18 protein-coding genes are annotated in these 18,919 nt (G+C 32.4%); 9 read left to right on the top strand and 9 right to left on the bottom strand.

Translation table 11 applies throughout. From position 1 onward, the window contains the following. The first annotated feature begins 8 nt into the window (after positions 1–8). The 5 genes from BWZ22_RS04855 (at position 9) to BWZ22_RS04875 (ending at position 7,876) form a co-directional block, all read left to right on the top strand. Entirely contained in the window at positions 9–3,461 is a 3,453-nt protein-coding gene (locus tag BWZ22_RS04855) for a hypothetical protein (RefSeq protein ID WP_076698356.1), read from the top strand. Between the two features lie 105 nt (positions 3,462–3,566). Then, positions 3,567–3,935 (top strand): hypothetical protein, encoded by a 369-nt coding sequence (locus BWZ22_RS04860; RefSeq protein WP_157607914.1) that lies wholly within the window; start codon positions 3,567–3,569, stop codon positions 3,933–3,935. A gap of 93 nt (positions 3,936–4,028) precedes the next feature. Then, the gene (locus BWZ22_RS04865) at positions 4,029–6,113 is read left to right on the top strand and encodes a TonB-dependent receptor domain-containing protein (protein ID WP_076698359.1); all 2,085 of its coding nucleotides are present in this window, start codon (positions 4,029–4,031) and stop codon (positions 6,111–6,113) included. A gap of 69 nt (positions 6,114–6,182) precedes the next feature. Further along, the gene (locus BWZ22_RS04870) at positions 6,183–7,079 is read left to right on the top strand and encodes a metallophosphoesterase (RefSeq protein ID WP_076698360.1); all 897 of its coding nucleotides are present in this window, start codon (positions 6,183–6,185) and stop codon (positions 7,077–7,079) included. Between the two features lie 2 nt (positions 7,080–7,081). Next, positions 7,082–7,876, top strand: a complete 795-nt coding sequence (locus BWZ22_RS04875; protein WP_076698361.1) for a DUF1853 family protein — start codon at positions 7,082–7,084, stop codon at positions 7,874–7,876. A gap of 74 nt (positions 7,877–7,950) precedes the next feature. On the opposite strand, the gene BWZ22_RS04880 is transcribed toward BWZ22_RS04875, so the two are convergent. From BWZ22_RS04880 to trmB, 7 genes are all read right to left on the bottom strand, one after another. After that, positions 7,951–8,457 carry a ferritin gene (locus BWZ22_RS04880; RefSeq protein WP_076698362.1) on the bottom strand — a complete coding sequence of 169 codons (507 nt, stop codon included), beginning with the start codon at positions 8,455–8,457 and terminating at the stop codon, positions 7,951–7,953. Between the two features lie 429 nt (positions 8,458–8,886). Next, positions 8,887–9,216, bottom strand: a complete 330-nt coding sequence (locus BWZ22_RS04890) for a 2Fe-2S iron-sulfur cluster-binding protein (RefSeq protein WP_076698365.1) — start codon at positions 9,214–9,216, stop codon at positions 8,887–8,889. Positions 9,217–9,495: 279 nt separating this feature from the next. After that, a complete protein-coding gene (locus tag BWZ22_RS04895; protein ID WP_076698366.1) occupies positions 9,496–9,738 on the bottom strand; it encodes a NifU family protein in 243 nt (80 codons plus the stop codon). A gap of 5 nt (positions 9,739–9,743) precedes the next feature. Then, a complete protein-coding gene (locus BWZ22_RS04900; protein ID WP_076698368.1) occupies positions 9,744–10,880 on the bottom strand; it encodes an Mrp/NBP35 family ATP-binding protein in 1,137 nt (378 codons plus the stop codon). A 108-nt stretch (positions 10,881–10,988) separates the two neighbouring features. Continuing rightward, a complete protein-coding gene (locus BWZ22_RS04905; protein ID WP_076698369.1) occupies positions 10,989–11,318 on the bottom strand; it encodes an MGMT family protein in 330 nt (109 codons plus the stop codon). After that, positions 11,315–11,950 (bottom strand): lysine transporter LysE, encoded by a 636-nt coding sequence (locus BWZ22_RS04910; RefSeq protein WP_076698370.1) that lies wholly within the window; start codon positions 11,948–11,950, stop codon positions 11,315–11,317. The genes BWZ22_RS04905 and BWZ22_RS04910 overlap by 4 nt, the downstream gene beginning before the upstream one ends. 3 nt (positions 11,951–11,953) lie before the next feature. Beyond that, positions 11,954–12,628, bottom strand: a complete 675-nt coding sequence (trmB, locus tag BWZ22_RS04915; RefSeq protein ID WP_076698371.1) for a tRNA (guanosine(46)-N7)-methyltransferase TrmB — start codon at positions 12,626–12,628, stop codon at positions 11,954–11,956. Positions 12,629–12,752: 124 nt separating this feature from the next. On the opposite strand from trmB, the gene BWZ22_RS04920 reads away from it, so the two are divergent. Continuing rightward, positions 12,753–13,817: a glycosyltransferase gene (locus BWZ22_RS04920; protein WP_076698372.1), complete on the top strand. Its 1,065-nt coding sequence runs from the start codon at positions 12,753–12,755 to the stop codon at positions 13,815–13,817. Here BWZ22_RS04920 and BWZ22_RS04925 read toward each other — a convergent pair. Continuing rightward, entirely contained in the window at positions 13,791–14,834 is a 1,044-nt protein-coding gene (locus BWZ22_RS04925; protein WP_076698374.1) for a cell wall metabolism sensor histidine kinase WalK, read from the bottom strand. The genes BWZ22_RS04920 and BWZ22_RS04925 overlap by 27 nt on opposite strands. 6 nt (positions 14,835–14,840) lie before the next feature. Beyond that, a complete protein-coding gene (locus BWZ22_RS04930; RefSeq protein WP_076698375.1) occupies positions 14,841–15,521 on the bottom strand; it encodes a response regulator transcription factor in 681 nt (226 codons plus the stop codon). A gap of 194 nt (positions 15,522–15,715) precedes the next feature. Here BWZ22_RS04930 and BWZ22_RS04935 point away from each other — a divergent pair, with 194 nt between their 5' ends. The 3 genes from BWZ22_RS04935 to BWZ22_RS04945 all read left to right on the top strand — a co-directional run bounded on the left by BWZ22_RS04935 (position 15,716) and on the right by BWZ22_RS04945 (position 18,908). Then, positions 15,716–16,060: a T9SS type A sorting domain-containing protein gene (locus BWZ22_RS04935; RefSeq protein ID WP_076698377.1), complete on the top strand. Its 345-nt coding sequence runs from the start codon at positions 15,716–15,718 to the stop codon at positions 16,058–16,060. Positions 16,061–16,167: 107 nt separating this feature from the next. After that, positions 16,168–17,814 (top strand): T9SS type A sorting domain-containing protein, encoded by a 1,647-nt coding sequence (locus BWZ22_RS04940; protein WP_076698378.1) that lies wholly within the window; start codon positions 16,168–16,170, stop codon positions 17,812–17,814. Positions 17,815–17,927: 113 nt separating this feature from the next. Then, positions 17,928–18,908 (top strand): acyl transferase, encoded by a 981-nt coding sequence (locus BWZ22_RS04945; RefSeq protein ID WP_076698380.1) that lies wholly within the window; start codon positions 17,928–17,930, stop codon positions 18,906–18,908. Positions 18,909–18,919: the final 11 nt, after the last annotated feature.

Below are 18,919 nucleotides of genomic sequence, written 5' to 3' on the forward strand. Positions count from 1 at the left end.
TACAAAGCATGGAAGAATCAAGGAAAGACATCATTCAATTTATTAATTTACAACTAGCCTCTATAGGACAACCTGTTTTTAAAGACAAAGAAAACAGTAAGGAAAAATTTTGTGACCCTGAATTTGAAAAAACCACAAGACCCCTTATAATGAGTCTTAGAGAAAAGTCTAGACTTTTAGCAGACCATCTTTGTCCTGCAGACTCCAGAATTCAAGCTTTTATTGATGATTATTTAAAAGATGTTAAGGTTAACAAATCTTATAAATTACCAAACAACACCTTGATATTATCAAAAAAAGGACAAGCCAGAGAAGCTAGTTTACCACCCGATGGTGATTCTTTTGAAAGCGATTTAGTAAATTCTAAAAGATTAAAACAAGGTATTTTAAATAACCCTTTACACGATAAAAGAACTACTAAAGGAACCTTCCATATTGTTGAAGGTCCTCTTCCAGTTCCTTTAGATAAAAAAGAAGTACCCAAAGTAGTATTAGCTCACTTTTTAAATGAAGCTTTTAAACCTTCAGATGAGCTAAACACACTTCCTTTCACATCGAGCCAAGAAGAACAAGCAAAAACCATGGTTTCAATGCTTTTAAAGCCAGTGGTATGCCCAGAGGTAAAAGGCGTAATTTCTGAAAAAAGATTAGAAGTTCGTTTCTTTGCTCCAGGATCTTTAGTGAGTAATTTAGATTTTGTTGAAAACATTTTTGGTAATGCTGGCAATCCTAATTTAGCACACAATGATGCTGCTTTAGACCCAGAACACTGGACAGGACACACCGGATGTATAATTCTTGCTCCTCAACTATTAAAATTAAAAAAGAAAGATGTAGGCCTTCCTCATTTTGATGATGCCACAGACCGTCAGAAAAAAGATGGTATGTGCTGGATAGATGAACACGAACTTTATAACGACGGTGGTGCTTTTAAAATTACATGTAGAGACGAAAGAGGCGTTGTAGTTACCTTAATTGCAGATAACTATTATGGCTACTCTAAAAAGGAAATTAAAACCCAAATTAGTTATTCTGCAAACCTTTATGGAATCTTAGAAGAAGAACATGCGGGTGGCGCCATAGCTTACGCAAGACGTGTTATGGGCGATACCGTTAACTGTAATGATTACAGTAAATACTACGGATTAGATCATACTTTTGAAGATGTTAAAAAACTACTAGGAGACCGCATTGAAGTAAAACCTGAAAACTATGCGATAGACAAAAAATATCCTAATATAGTTTACATACCAGAATCGTCATTCTTCAACACAAATACAAACAGCATAACTTGGCAATATAAAGGTAAAGAACAAAAACTAAAAATATCTCCTTACAAAACCTATATGCACCCATCTGGAAATAAACTTAGGTTAGAAAAACATAAATCTATTGATTTATGGCGTATGATAGAAACCTACCCAGAAGGCGTATTTTGTCATAAACCTTGCACCGTTTCTGGTGGTGGAAAATCTGAGATTTCTAAATCTATGCAAAATGCTATTACATATAGCGCTTTCAATATTCATGACATAGAAGAAGACTTTAAAAAAGCCGACGAAATTATTGAATTTGATTATTCTACACGGTGGAAAGTTAAAGATCCTAACAGACCAAAATCAAGATCTTTCTTAAGTGAAAAAAGAACTTTAGGTTCTGTTGTAAAACTGCTAACACCCTCAGAAGAAAACTCTGATGAGTTTAATGAATGGCTACGAAATATCCCTGTTCATGTGCGCTCTTTAGTTTTATTTGTAAAGCGTTTATTTAGGCAAGTTCATGGTGCCAACCTTAATTGGAAAGACATGATGACCGTAGATATTATTAATGGCGATAAAGGCACAGCATTACTGTATAATCACACGCCTGTAGTTGGTAGTTATGTTCGTATTGGGTTTAACCAACAGGGGAACTGGATGCTAAATAAATTACGTTCAGATTTTTCAGCGTGCGAAAAAATTCAAACCGAAGATGATATTACAGCATCAATTACGCTTCCTAGAAATAAATTTAAAAATTTAAACTCAGAGTACCCTAACAAAAGCGTTAAAGTTGTAACCAACTGCGAAGCTCATTTATTCCAAAGACCAGATGAAGCTATTGTTAGAGGTTATGATAAGGGTGCAGAATTAGATATTATAACAGATGGCAGATTTTTAACTAACTATGAAATGTTAACTAAAAAAGATGCTATTGAAATTTATGAAGACACCATAAATTACGATAAATACACGCAACCTGTTAAAGACTTTATTAAAGAGATTATAGATAGTGATGATGAGAACATACAGTTTGTTTTACCTTCTCACCCAAGAATTGTAGAAGATGGTTTACCAACAAAAAATCCTCGTTATTTAGAACCCAACAGGTTTTATAAAGAAACCGAAGCTACTTATATTTCAGATATGGGGGTGCGTTTAAAAAGAAAAATTAAACCAGAAGACCCTGTAATACATGTTGTAAATGCCGTTTTACCTGGCAGAAGAAACAACCCTGTAGATAAAAAAGCTGGCATTAGACCTCTAGCGGTTTATAACCCTATTCACTATCAAGAAACACCAGAATTATTTATGGATTTTATTTGTAGTTTAACAGGTAAATCGCCATCAACTACTGGTGCTGGGTCTGAAGGTGCCTTAACCAAAGCACCGTTTAATATGTTAACACCAACAACCGATTTAAACAACGCTTTACTATCGCATATTTTAACAGAATCTAACGGGTTTAGTACCGCTGCTGGTTATATTGGTGCCGAAAATAAAATAGACCATGACGTGAGTTTGTTAATCCCTGAAATTTGGGCGAGAATGGCTCCTGAAGATAGAGATCCTAACAACTTAATTAAAAACGGTTCTTTAGAAAAACTTGAAGATTTTGAGTATAAAGGCAAAAAAGTTTTAGCTAGTAGATTAGGTTACAGAATTACAAAAACCTTTGCTTTACTATGCTTAAACAGGCTGTTTGATGAACCTACAGCTGTATTTAGCGAAAGAATGCTTAAACCAGAACTTCAAGGACTGGAAGATTTTGTTGATGGTATAAACAACATTGTTGAAGCACAACAAAAAGTAGCCTTAAATTATTTTGAAGATGGTAGTATTGAAGCTGCTATACCACCATTAAAAATATTATTACACATAATGGCTTACGGAAATTATGAAGGTAAAGATATTAACGATCCTGAATTACGTCAATATTTCAATAGAGACTATGTTTTAAATTCAGATTGGTACAAAGAAAGGTTAGCGCTAAAACAACAAAAAGATATTAAATATTATGGTTCTCAAATAGAATATTTAAAAGCTTTTAAAGCAGACCCAAATAATAATATTTTAGTTAAAGAATTGAACATAGAACAACGCTTAAAATCTGTTAAAAAACTATATAACAGAGTAAAATCTAAAGATTATATAAATGGGTTGGTTGGAACAATTGGAGCAGACCCTTTATTTAAAAAATGAGTACGTTTTTCATATATTGTTGCAAAAAAATCTTAGTTAATAATTAGCTAAGGTTTTTTTGCTTGTAAAACGGCCTTACTATACATTTGTAAAAACTAAACTAAGTTGACAAAAGCCACAGCCATATTCTTTGTTTTCTTGTATATGCTAGCTATGTTAAGACCTATTCAACCCTGTATTGAATATCTGCTTAATCAAGACTATATTGCTGAGTTTTTATGTGTTAATAAAGACAAACCCGAGCTACAGTGTAACGGAAAATGCCACCTGGCAAAAGAGCTAAAAAAACAGCAACAACAAGAGCCCTTAACCACGCTATCCGTTTATATGGAAAATTATCCTATTGGTTTTGTTAACATTCTAAACATATCTAAAAGCACTGTAATTACTTTAAAAAAGGAACACTTTTTTTATTACAAAAACCTTTATAATTTCAATATAAAGAAATCTATTTTTCAACCTCCAATTATATAGTTTAAAATACTTATTAAGTATAAAAAAGCATTGTTTAAACATAATGCTATACTTAAACAAAAAGCACTTTTTAACATTTTTAAACTATTATAAATGAAATTACACATATCCTTATGGCTGTGTGTGTTATCTGTTTGTGTATCATTTTCTCAAACACAAAAAGATACTACCCACACAAATAGAACGCAATTACCAGAAGTAATTGTAACAGGAAACACGAATACAGACCCTACTTTTAATACTGTAAAAAACGACTATCAAAAAAAAGGAACACAACCTAAAAATGTAGCCGACTTATTTTCAGAAATTAATGGCTTTTCGGCAATTAAACGCGGTAACTATGCTATAGACCCTGTATTTAGGGCTTCGGCTTATGAACAACTAAATGTAATGTATGATGGTGGCACAAAAGCGGTACATGCTTGTCCAAACCGTATGGATCCAATAACTACCCATGTTATTCCAGAAGAAATTGAAAAAATTGAAGTTGTTAAAGGTCCTTATACTGTAAGATACGGTGCTACTTTTGGTGGTATTGTAAATATGGTAACCAAAGACCCTAATAAGCTTGAAAAAGGGCTTCATGGCAAAACCTCTGTAGGCTATGAAACCAACGGAAATGCCTTGGTTAGCTTAATTCAACTACAACACGTCTCAAACAAATTTAATGTAACTGGTAACGTTGGATATAGAGATTTTGATGATTATGAAGATGGCAATAACAATACTATTCCATCAGCCTTCAGAAGTACAGATTACGGCTTAAAACTTGGGTATAACCTCTCTGAAAATCAATACATACAAGCACATTGGCGTCAATCGTTTGGTAGAGACACTAAACACGCTGCATTACAAATGGATACCGAGTTTGATAATAGCTCAATAGCATCTCTAGATTACAAGGCAGAAAATATTAGCAACAACTTAAAAGACATAACTGCTAAAGCCTTTTATAGCTACGTAGATCATTTAATGACCAATGAAAACAGACCTAATTTTAATATGGTTTTTGCTTCATCGCCAGTAACATCAACAACCATAGGTGGTAAAGTAGAAACGCATTGGTTATTTAACCAACTAAACTTATATACTGGAGCAGATGTTAACCTTATTAGTAGAGAAGGCAACCGTACACGTACCATTAAAATGATGAATGGTAATATGCTAGATACCCCTGTTGTTATACAAGATAAAATTTGGCAAGATGCTGAATTAAATGACATTGGTGTATTTACAGAAGCCAACTATCAAATTAACAAAACTACATTTACTGCGGGCATAAGAGTAGATTTTGTAAATGCTGATGCTAAAGATTTAGAAGATGATTTTGCCTTGTATTATGGCAACAACGTAAGTAAAAGTGAAACCAATGTAAGCGGAACCATATCATTAAAACATAAAATAACACCAAAAGCAATACTTGAATTTGCATATGGTAGAGGCGTTAGAACCGCAAATATGGCAGAACGCTATATAAACCATTTTTCGGTAGGGCAAGACAGTTACGAATATTTAGGAAATCCGTTCCTTAAACCAGAAATAAACAATCAATTTGAAATTGGTTTTAAAGGATATTCAAAACTTAACAACGTTAATAATTTCAGCTACCAATTTTCTGCTTTTTATAGTGTATATGATAATTATATATCGGCAGTGGTAGATCCTAGCATTCCAAGAAAATTCATGCCAACTGAAGAACCTTTATACACCAAAGTATTCACCAACATTGATGATGCTTATAAAACAGGATTTGAGTTTATGGTTAGGTTTAACATTTTAAAAGATTATTATTTACAAAACGAATCGGCTTATGTAAGAACCAAGAATAAAGATTTTGGAGAATCTTTACCTTTAAATCCGCCATTTAGCTCATCATTCTCTATTGGTATAGAAAAAGCATTGTATTGGGCTAAAGCACAGTACAACATAACTTCAAAGCAGTCTCATATTGCACCATCATTTGGAGAAACCGAAACTGCTGGCTATGAAACTTTTGACGTTAAAATGGGTGCCACCCTATTTAAAAATTTCACGCTGGGCGTTGCTTGTTTAAACTTATTTGATGAAACCTACACCAATCATCTAAACTTTTCATACAGAAATCAAGCAGATTTTGACATGAGTCCTATAACAGAACCTGGACGTAATTTCACTGCTTTCTTACAATATAAATTCTAAAACCTTTTTTGTCCCTCTCAATTTTAAAAGCGTTTCATTTTGAAACGCTTTTTTGTTTACTTTTACTTCATGTTTTCATCAAAAAAACGATTAAATCGTGCCTATAATAACGCCAAAGTTATTGACTTTGACGACGATAGTAAATTCATCCTTTTTAGTGATTGCCACCGCGGTGATAATAGTTTTGCAGATGATTTTGCCAATAACCGTAATATTTACTACCATGCTTTAAAATACTATTACACCGAAGGTTTTCAATATTGCGAACTGGGTGATGGCGATGAACTTTGGGAAAACATTTCATTTACCTCTATTTTAAATGCTCATAAAAACGTTTATATGCTTATGAAGCAATTTCATAAGGAAAACAAACTACATATGATATGGGGTAATCATGATATGGTTTACAGAAACCCTAATTATGTAAAAAAACATTTATCAACCTATTTTGACCCTAAAATAGGTGAAGACGTTGAGCTTTTTAAGGACATTACATATCACGAAGGAATAATACTAAAGCATTGCAGAACCGAGCAAGAACTATTTTTAACCCATGGCCATCAAGCCGATTGGTGGAACTTTCTCTTTTGGAAATGGAGTAGATTTTTAGTGCGTATTCTATGGAAACCTTTAAACGTCATGGGAATTGCAGACCCAACAAGTCCTGCAAAGAACTATACCGAATTAATAAAAATTGAAAAACGCGCCAAAAAATGGATTGCAGAAAATAACAATTTACTTACTATTTTCGGACACACCCATCGACCGCGTTTTCCTAAACCTGGAGATATTGCCTTTTTTAACGATGGCAGTTGCGTTCACCCACGAAGCATTACAGGTTTAGAAATTGAAAACGGCGCCATATCATTAATTAAATGGCATATAGCCACAAAAGATGATGGCACCTTACAAATTATTAGAACCCTACTAGAAGGCCCTGTTAAGTTGATGGATTACAATACTTAATCATGTTACAAAAACGATATGAAGGCTTTTTAAAAACACCTGTTTTATGGCAAAATAATGTTGTGCTTAACTTACAACAATTTGAAATTGAAACTACCACAAATAACATTAACATAAATGTTGATGATAAACTGCGTTTAGGAAAATATATTGAACGTTTTGTGTCTTTTGAATTACAACAACAAAACAATATTTCAATTCTAGCAGAAAACATTCAAATTCAACAAAACAAAATTACTTTAGGTGAATTAGATTGTTTGATACTAAAAAACGACACCCCCATTCATTTAGAAATTATTTACAAGTTTTATTTGTATGATGAAACCGTAGGAAATACAGAAACAGACCATTTTATTGGTCCTAACAGAAAAGATTCACTTATTGAAAAGTTAATTAAATTAAAAGAAAAACAACTGCCTCTACTCCATTCTGAAGCTTGTAAACCATATTTAGACAATCTTGGTTTAAACGCAAAAACCATCTCACAACAAGTGTATTTTAAGGCGCAATTATTTCTACCTTATAACAACCAAAATATTCAGCTAAAAACACTAAACAACCAATGCATTTCTGGATATTACATTTCAATAAACACTATTATTAATTTTAAAGATTGTAAGTTTTTCATTCCTAATAAAAAAGATTGGTTAATTACACCACACCCCAACGTAGCTTGGTTAAATTTTGTAACGTTTAGTTCTTTGGCTTTAGAATACCTAGATCAGAAATATTCAACTTTATTTTGGTTAAAATTTAAAAACGGAATTATAAAAAAAATGTTCCTAGTTTGGTGGTAAACTAAGAACATTTTAAATGCTTAAACAACACTTCTACTGCAATTAATGCAATAGCTATGTATTTTTTATTTGTTTTATTCTTTTGGTAATCTTTCGTCAATCATTTTTAGTGGCATACCTTCCATTAAATCAAATACATCAATAATGCTTCTAAAGGTATCTTCTTCTTCAGATTGTTCATTAATAAACCATTGTAAAAATACTTCAGTAATAAAATCATCGGCTTTTCTAGCAGCTTTAAAAATTTTAAAGATAGATTCTGTTACGGCTATTTCTTGTTCTAAACCAGTTTCATAAATAGCTCTTAAGCTTTCAAAATCATTATTTACATTGGTAACGTTTGGTGAAATTGCTGCACCACCATTATCATTAATAAATTCAAATATTTTCATAGCGTGCTCACGTTCCTCTTCGGCTTGTTTGTAGAAGAATGCTTTACTGTTTAAAAGTTCACGCTGGTCGCACCAAGAAGCCATGGCCAAATATGAAGCAGAAGCCTTCATTTCCATAGCAATTTGGTTGTTTAATAAGTCCATCACATCTGCGTTAATAGACATTTGCTTTCTAACTATTGTATTCATACCTAAATCTTTTTACACAAATTTACAATAAAAGAAGGCTTGGAATAATTTTAAATAAAATTTGGATAAAGTCTAAATAAACATAAAGTTTTATACTAAAACCTTACTTGGAGTATGAAAAAACAAGTCTATTTCTTCTTTTAAATGGAGTAATTGAGGTATTTCTAAAAAAATAAGATGTTGCTTATCTGCCACAAAAAGCAGTACAAAATTCTCGTTATTAATAATTCTATTTAACGAGTTAAAAGTGGTTAATTTATTTATTTTTCGCCTTAACTCAAGCATTTGCGGAAAACTTAAGTTAATAGTTTTATTAGGCGTAATTAAAGCATATTTACAAAACGTAGCTTGCTTTATTTGATAACTTTCTTGTATAGTATTTTGATAAATCACGGCGCAAATATAGCCTTTATTTAGAATAAATAAAAATTAACTTTCTGGAGCTAATTCTACTTCTAAACCTTCCATTTCTGGAGTTATTGGTATTTGGCATCCTAAACGTGAGTTTTCTTGAACATCAAACGCTTCGGCTAACATAGCTTCTTCATCATCACTCATTGGTGGTAGTTCATTATCACTTTTAACATAGCACTGGCAAGAAGCACACATGGCCATACCACCACAAATACCTATGGTACCTTCTGGAGCTAGTTCATATGAACGTACAACTTCCATTAAATTCATAGCCATGTCTGTTGGCGCTACAACATCGTGAGTCACACCATCTCTATCTGTTATTTTAATATTTACGTCTTGCATTGTAATATGTTTACTCTAAAATTGAGATTTAATAATTTTTAAAATTATATTAATGCTTAAAATTTAATTTTCTTATAACACATATAAGCCTTGTTTTAAGACATATCATAATTTGTGCCGCAAATTTAATTGAAGTAAATGAGATTATTAAAACTTTTTCCTACTAATTTAATAGGAATTAAAAAAATTGAAGATTTATTAAAATTTATACCGCTTTTAAAGTCCTTTTTCAATAAAAATACTGCTTTATTGCATCTTTATCTTTAGTAGATAACTTAATTAAGCTTCTATATTGATAACTTTCTCTATTTGAGGCGCATGTTTTTTTATAGTCATTTCAACACCAGACTTTAAGGTCATTTGGTTAACACTACAGCCTACACATGCCCCCTGAAGTTGTACTTTTACCAACTTATCATCTTCAATTGACAGTAAAGAAATATCTCCGCCATCACTTTGTAAAAACGGACGAATTTCATCTAAAGCATTTAATACTTTTTCTTTTAGTTCTTCTGAAGTCATAATTTTTATTTTTTTACTGCCGAACAGCCCGCCATTGTGGTAATTTTAATTGCCTCGGTTGGTGGTAAGTTATCATTACGTTTAACTACTTCTTGCACTACATTCTGAGTTAATTTTTCAAATGCTAGCTCAAGTGGTGTAGCTGTTTGTAATGCTGCTGGACGACCAACATCTCCTGCTTCTCTAATACTTTGTACTAATGGCAATTCTCCTAGGAATGGTACGTTTAAATCTTCAGCTAAATTTTTAGCACCTTCTTTTCCAAAAATATAGTATTTATTATCTGGTAATTCCTCTGGTGTAAAGTACGCCATATTTTCAATAATTCCTAAAACAGGAACGCTTATACTTTCTTGCTGAAACATAGCCACTCCTTTTTTGGCATCGGCTAGAGCCACATTTTGAGGCGTACTAACTACAACAGCACCTGTAAGTGGTAATGCTTGCATAATGCTTAAATGAATATCGCCTGTTCCTGGAGGCAAATCTATAAGCAAGAAATCTAATGCACCCCAATGCGCATCAAAAATCATTTGGTTTAATGCTTTTGATGCCATAGGACCACGCCAAACAACTGCTTGATTTGGTTCTGTAAAAAACCCTATTGAAAGTATTTTAACATCATAATTTTCAATTGGTTTCATTTTAGACTTTCCTTCTACTTTAACTGCCAAAGGTTTTTCTGCTTCTACATCAAACATTAAAGGTATAGATGGTCCATAAATATCGGCATCTAAAACACCTACTTTAAATCCCATTTTAGCTAAAGACACTGCTAAGTTTGCAGTAACGGTAGACTTACCAACACCACCTTTACCAGAGGCTACAGCTACAATATTTTGAATACCTGGAATTGGGTTTCCCTTAATAACATTGGGCTTTGGAGTTGCTGGAGCATCTACTTTTACATTTACTGTAATTTTAGCCTTTTCATACACTTTTTCGTGAATGGTTTTTAAAATATCAACCTCTACACGCTTTTTAGCTTGCAGGCTTGGGTTTTTTATGGTAATATCTACTATAACCTCATCACCAAAGGTTATTACATTTGTCACGGCGCCACTTTCTACCATGTTTTGTCCTTCACCAGGAACAGTAATAGTTTCAAGCGCTTTTAATATATCTTTCTTATTTAATTTCATGGGTTCTATTAAGAATCATTCTAACTACAAAGATAGGTAATATTGATAGAAGAATGAAGGTGTTTATTATAAGATTTTACAATGGAGATATCTAAAAATGTAATATCTCTATAGTTCTTTTAAAGGGTCCCAAAATACCTTTTGAAAATCTTGAATTTGGTTGTTTATTACTTTCACGCCTTCACTTTCTAAAAGTTGTTGCATAAGGTTGGTACCATCAAAATGATGTTTACCTGTTAACAAGCCTTTTCTGTTTACAACTCTATGAGCTGGAACATCTTTTCCTGTAGAACCATTCATGGCATACCCAACCATACGCGCACTTCTGGCAGCTCCTAAATATTTTGCAATAGCCCCATAGCTTGTTACCCGACCATGAGGAATTAAACGAGCAACTTGGTAAACTTTGTCAAAAAAACTTAAAGTTTCGGGTTTCATTGGTACATTTCCTTTAGAATATTTATTAAGGTAATAATGGAAATAATTCCTGTTATTCCCCCAATAATGTAGTTCATGTTTTTTTGAGAGGTGAATGATTCGCTCTTAATTTTATCGAAAAAGAAAATATACATGTATAGCATTACAAATGTTCCTGATGCGGCTCCTGCTACATAAGACAGAATACTTATTTGTTCAAAACTTAGCCACCCAAATGAAGCTAACGTAACTGTCATATAAGCCTGATATGGAATTGGAAACACATTAATTGAAGACAAAAACATGCCTTGAAAAAACCTGCTGTGTTTGCTTCTAATTTTAGGAGCTATTTGTTGCTTAGGATTAGATTTGGCTATAAACAGAAAATAAACGGTTATTAAGATAAAAATTACTAAAGCAACACGCTGTAATACATCTATCACCTCGGTATGTTTACTTAAATACCTTGCAAAAATTGAGGCTATATAGGTTTGAGCTACAACAATTACACAAACCCCAATTGAAAAAATAATTCCCCTACTATGACCTTCTTTTAAACTAATTTTAGCTGCCGTCATATTTAATAAACCGGGTGGAATTACACCTACTAAGGCAATAACTAAGCCTAAAAAGAAGATAATAGTAATATTCAAAACCTACTTAATTTTAAATTTAATATACGTAATTGGTTTGTTTTGCTTTAGGTATTGCGACTCATAAAATGTTTGAATGGCTGTAACATCTTCTGGACTTCCTTCTTGTTTATACACATCATTATTAGCATATAAAACTTCATGACCTGCACCGTGCAAGAGCCCTAAAGTGTAACCATGCATAAACTCGCTATCTGTTTTTAAATTTACCACACCTTCTGGTTTTAATACTTGCTTGTATTTACTTAAAAACACGGCATTAGTCATTCTGTGCTTTGTGCGTTTATATTTAATTTGAGGATCTGGAAATGTTATCCAAATTTCATCTACTTCATTTTCCGCGAAAGCGTAATTTATTAATTCTATTTGTGTACGTAAAAAAGCTACATTAGGTATATGTTCTTCAATGGCTGTTTTAGCACCTCTCCAAAATCGTGCGCCTTTTATATCAATACCAATAAAATTTTTATTTGGGTATTTTTTAGCCAAAGCCACAGAATATTCTCCTTTACCACAACCCAACTCTAATACAATGGGGTTGTTATTGTTAAAAACGGTGGTTCTCCAATTTCCTTTTAGTTTAAATTTGGCATCTACCAACTCGTCTCTTTTAGGTTGATAAACGTTTGAAAAAGTTTCGTTTTCTTTAAAACGTTTTAATTTGTTTTTACTTCCCACTTAATTTTAACGATTTCTTATTATTTATATTTATTTGGTAAAATTAAGGAAATATATAAGAGTGTTTATATCTTTATTTTAGCATTTTCATATTTTAATGATGTTTTAACCGATAAATACTTGTGTGAAACAGAATAAACAACGCATTTTAGTTGCTCCTTTAAATTGGGGCTTAGGTCATGCCACTAGGTGCATACCCATTATAAATGCTTTATTAGAGCATGGTTTTGAGCCGGTTATTGCTAGCGATGGTGTTGCTTTAACACTTTTACAAAAAGAGTTTCCTACCCTTTCTTCTATAACATTACCTGCCTATAATGTAACATACGCTAAAAAAGGAAAGCACTTTAAATTAAAATTAATTAAAGACTCTCCCAAACTACTACAAGCTATTAAGGCTGAAAAAAAAGCCATAAAAAACATTGTTAATTTGCAGGATATTGCAGGTATTATTTCTGATAACCGTTTAGGAGTTTACAGTAAAAAGGTGCCATCGGTTTTTATAACACATCAGCTTAATGTATTAAGCGGAAGCACTACTTGGTTAAGCACCAAAATGCATCAAAAAATTATAAAAAAGTTTAAGGTTTGTTGGGTACCCGATACTGAAGGCGATATTAACCTAAGCGGAAAACTTGGACATAAAAACACGTTTGACATCCCTACAAAATACATTGGGCCACTTAGTCGGTTTGAAAAACAAGCTGCAAAACCAGTAAACAAAATTTTGGTTTTAATTTCGGGTCCTGAACCACAACGTACATTGCTTGAAGAAAAGCTACTTTTAGAATTGAAAAATTACCCTGAAAAAGTAGTATTTGTTAAGGGTGTTATGGAAAAGGAACAAACCGTACAGGTTAAGGCTAATATGACCATTTATAATTTTATGACTTCTAAATTATTAGAAAAAACAATTAACGAGAGTGAACTTGTTATATCTAGGTCTGGTTATACTACCGTAATGGATTTAGCAAAACTGAATAAAAAAGCCTTTTTTATACCAACACCTGGGCAATTTGAACAAGAATACTTAGCCAAACGCTTAACAAAACTTAATCTAGTACCTAGCTGTAAACAAGAAGATTTTACTATTGATAAAATAGAAGACATAGCTAATTTTAAAGGTTTAAAAGCTTTTGATTTTGAGGCTAATTTTGAAGATTTATTCAGCCTTTTCAAGCGTGAATGAAAACTCACTACCTACACCATATTCACTTTCTACATATATTTTTTCATTATGAGCTTCAATAATATGCTTTACAATTGAAAGTCCTAAACCAGAACCACCTTCTTTTCTAGAACCACTTTTATCTACTCTGTAAAAACGCTCAAATAACCTAGATAAATGTTCTTGTTCTATACCTTCGCCATTATCTGTAACCCTAACAATTACTTTATTTTTAATAAGATTTTCTATACTAACCTCGGTAGTTCCTTTTTCCCTTCCGTATTTTAAAGAGTTTACTATTAGGTTGGCTAACACTTGCTGAATACGCTCTTTATCGGCCTTAACCATAACCGGATTGTTATAATCCATATCAAAGGTTAACGTTATTTTCTTTTTGCTTGCTTTCATTTCAAACATATCAAAAACACTTTCAACCAATTCTACAATATCAAAAACTTCTGTGTTTAAACTTAAATCACCAACTTCTAACTTGGTAATCATATCTAAATCTTTAATAATGTAGCCTAATCTTTCTATGCCTTTACTAGCCCTTGTTAAGTATTTTTTTCTAAGTTTTTCATCTTCCATAGCACCATCAAGCAAGGTTAAAATATAACCTTGAATAGTAAATAATGGTGTTTTTAATTCATGCGAAACATTGCCTAAAAATTCTTTTCGGTATTGCTCTCTAACTTTAAGGGTTTCTATTTGTAACTTTTTATCTCTGGCGTACTTATCAATTTCTTGAGTTAGGGTTCTCATATCTGTAGTAATAGCCCCTTTGCTTAAACTTGCCGATTCTAAAAGTGTTAAATCATCGTAGATTTTCTTAACCCGTTTATAAATAAAGCGTTCTAATCTAAACTGAATAATTACAAAAGAAAACAGGTAAACATTAGCAGCTAGAATAAATGGATGATACCATTTTAACTCAAAGAAATAGTATAAATAAATACTTGTTAAGAGCGTAACATATATGGTTATATATAGAGCTGTTCTTTTGGCAAACTTATACGATTTTTTAAATTTTGTCTGCATTTGGCATTAATCAACAAACTTGTACCCAACGCCTTTTATGGTTTTAAAGCTATCGTCTCCTAATTTTTCTCGAAGTTTACGAATATGAACATCTATGGTTCTACCTCCAACTACTACTTCATTTCCCCAAACGGTATCAAGAATCTCATCGCGCTTAAAAACCTTCCCTGGCTTTGATGCCAATAAAGATAATAATTCAAACTCTTTTCTTGGTAAAATTATCTCTTTTCCTTTTGATGTTACTTTGTACTCATCTCTGTTAATAACCAAGCTTCCTATGGTAACCGTATTGGCTACATCTTCTTCTTTATAGCGTCTTAAAAGTGCTTTTACTTTACTAACCAACACTTTTGGTTTAATGGGCTTAGTAATATAGTCATCTGCTCCAGCATCAAAACCTGCTACTTGAGAATAATCTTCACCCCTAGCAGTTAAAAAAGTAATGATGGTATTTTTTAAATCAGGACTTTTTCTAATAAGCTCACAAGCCTCAATTCCGTCCATTTCAGGCATCATAACATCTAAAATAATGAGCTGCGGATGCTCTTTTTTTGCCTTCTTAACGCCTTCATGTCCATTTTCGGCAGTTATTACTTGATAACCTTCACTTGTTAAGTTATACCCTATAATTTCTAAAATATCGGGCTCGTCATCAACTAATAATATTTTAATATCCTTTTTCTTCATTTGTAAATTAAAGTTTGTAAAAGGTAAATATAAAACTTAATGTACAATATACTTAAAATTGTAAAATTAATAACGTTAAGGTAACAAACATGTTACTAAAAATTAACGTTTCGACCAATCACCCAAATCTTTAACATTTTTTTGGTATAACTTTTGCTATTAATTTGTAATTTTATTTCGACCGAATAAAGCCTATGAAGAAAAGCTACTATTTAACTTTATTTTTCTTTTTTGCATTGTTTTTTACCACTTTTAATAGTGAGGCTCAAAACTTTGCAACAGCTAGTCCTGTACAAGAAAGTATAGAAGATTTATCTATATACCCCAACCCTGTTAATAGTGGTAAAACCTTTATTTATATTACTTCAAAAAAGAATTTGGTTAAAAACATTGAATTTTTTAATGTTTTAGGAAAAAAAATTTACTCCACAAGGCTAGTTGGTAAACAATTAAACATTGCTAACTTAAGCAAAGGTGTTTATATTTTAAAAATTACCGAAAATGATATTAGCGAAACTAGGAAATTAGTAATAAAGTAACCGCAATGTTATTACACCGTTAAAAAACAGCTCATTGGGCTGTTTTTTTAGTTTAAACTAAAATTTATCAGTAATTTTAGAGGACTTAATTTAATTAATTCTTTATTATGAAAAAACTTTACTTTTTATTTAGTGTTTTATTAATTTCTAGCGCCTCGTTTGGGCAGACTACTGTTTTTCAAGAGTCGTTTGAAAGCACTCCATACGCAGGTACTATCTCTGAAACTTGTAATGATACTTCTTCTGACTTTTTCACCGTTACAGATGGAAGTGACATAGCTTCTAATTATGAAGTTAATGGTTATGACGGCACTTATTTTTTTGCTGCTCAAGATATTGATGGCGATTGTAGTAGTGCAACACAAACGATTACTTTTGACGACATCAACATCTCTGGATATACAGATTTGACCTTTGCTATTTTATTAGCTGAAGACGATTCAAATGATGGAAATCAAGATTGGGATGATTCAGATTATTTTTCTGTTAGCTATGATATTGATAATTCTGGAACCTTTACTACCTTACTTACTGCTGATAATAACTCCCAAGGCACAAATGCTGAACCCCAAGTAAATGGTACAACGCTTACTAGCCAATTTGCTGAATTTGCAGCTGCAATATCTGGTAGTGGAAGTGTGATAGATATTGTTTTAACTTTTTCATTTAACTCTGGAGACGAAGATATTGCCGTAGATAACATTAGACTTATTGACGGATATGTTTCATGCGATGTTACTTTGGGAGAAGCTACCTACACTTGTAATGCTTCTACAACTGGTAATTCTGATAGTGTAACTATTAATATTCCTTACACGGGTTCTGATGCTACAATAACTTCTGTTACTTCAAGCACTGGAACTGTTGGCGGTGATGACCCAGCAAGTGTTTCTGACGGTACCATAACCATTACTGGGTTAACTGAAGGCGATGCTTGGGACATTACTATTAATGGAGGTATTTGTGACGGTTCTACAAAATCTGGCACCGTAGCAGAAGTTGAATGTTTACCTACCGCTTGTTTTGATTTAACAGGAACCAATGAGTTTGAAATTGTACAAATTGCTGCTAATGATGATGGTGATAATTGGTATTTAAATTCTGGTGCATACGCTATTAACGGCTATTGTAGTGGTTGTACCGAAACCGAAACTGATAGTTGGTTAGTTTTTGGCCCGTTAGATTTATCTAGTGCTGCAGGAACAGAATTAGTGTTTAATTCTGTGGAAGGCTTTAGTGGTAGTGATTTAGGTATTTTTTATACTAACGCCTATGGCGGTTGCCCTGATGCTAGTATTACAACTTGGACCTCTATTCAAACCATTGCAAGTGGTAATGATGGTTACTACAGCCTAAGTATTCCTTCTACTGGAACTGCTGTTTATATTGGTATTCAATATGCTGATAGCGACACAGTATCATCATGGACATTGTCTAATGTTGGAATTTACGCTACTAGCTGCCCTACATTAGGAACTATAGTAGCTTCTGATTGTTCTTCATTAACTGCTATTGATAAAGAAATTAGCAACTTTGAAATGTACCCTAACCCAACAGACTTAGGTTATATTAACATTAGCAGCAGAAGTAGTTCTGCAATGAGTGTTAAAGTATTTGATTTATTAGGAAAACAACTTATAAACAAAACTTTAAGCAACAATACTTTAGATGTTTCTAACTTAAATACAGGCGTTTATTTATTAAAAGTAGCCCAAGATAATGCTACAATAACTAAACGATTAGTTATTAAATAAACTCTTAAATTATCTTAAAAAAAGCGTTGCAATAGCAGCGCTTTTTTATTTTACATACTTTTGTTCTAAATACAGGTTTTAAAAATAATTGTATTAAAACTAAAGATGTATCAATGATTGACCCAAATACCATTTTCAACATAAAAACAGAGCAAGCGTTTACTTTAAAAGCACTTGAAGTTTTTAAATTTCAGTTTGAAAACAATAGAGTTTACAGGTCTTTTTGCGATTTACTTTACAAAACACCAAGTGATGTTAAAACCCTGCGTGATATTCCGTTTTTACCTATTCAATTTTTTAAATCGCATACCGTTTTAAGTTCAAAAGACACTATTAAAACCACCTTTACAAGCTCTGGAACAACAGGAGAAAACACCAGCAAGCACCATGTTACTAACCTAAAAATTTATGAAGACAGTTTTAATTTAGGATTTTCTCATTTTTACGGTAATATTGAAGATTATGTAGTTTTAGCGCTATTGCCATCGTATTTAGAGCGTGAAGGTTCATCATTAATTTACATGGTTAATGCGCTTATAAAACAATCAAAACACCCCGAAAGTGGCTTTTATTTAAATAACCTATCAGAATTAAAAAGCACATTAACAGCCTTAGATTCCGAAGGAAAAAAAACATTATTAATTGGCGTTTCTTTTGCGTTATTAGATTTAGTTGAAACTTACAAATTCCATTTAAAAAACACCATAATAATGGAAACTGGCGGTATGAAAGGTAGACGAAAAGAATTGATACGAGATGAACTTCACAGCATATTAAAAGACGGTTTTGGCGTTAATACCATACATAGCGAATATGGCATGACCGAACTTTTAAGTCAGGCCTACTCAAAGGGTAACGGTGTTTTTAATTGCCCTAATTGGATGCGCATTTTAACACGTGATACCGAAGACCCGTTAACCATTCAAAATACAGGAAAAACAGGCGGTTTAAATATTATAGACCTTGCCAATATAAATTCTTGTGCTTTTATTGCAACCCAAGATTTAGGAAGCTTAAACGCTGATGGTTCTTTTGAAATTATTGGTAGGTTTGACCACTCTGATATTCGCGGATGCAACCTAATGGTTTTATAAATAAAAAATAA

The sequence above is a fragment of the Seonamhaeicola sp. S2-3 genome, from assembly GCF_001971785.1.
Taxonomy (GTDB): Bacteria; Bacteroidota; Bacteroidia; order Flavobacteriales; family Flavobacteriaceae; genus Seonamhaeicola.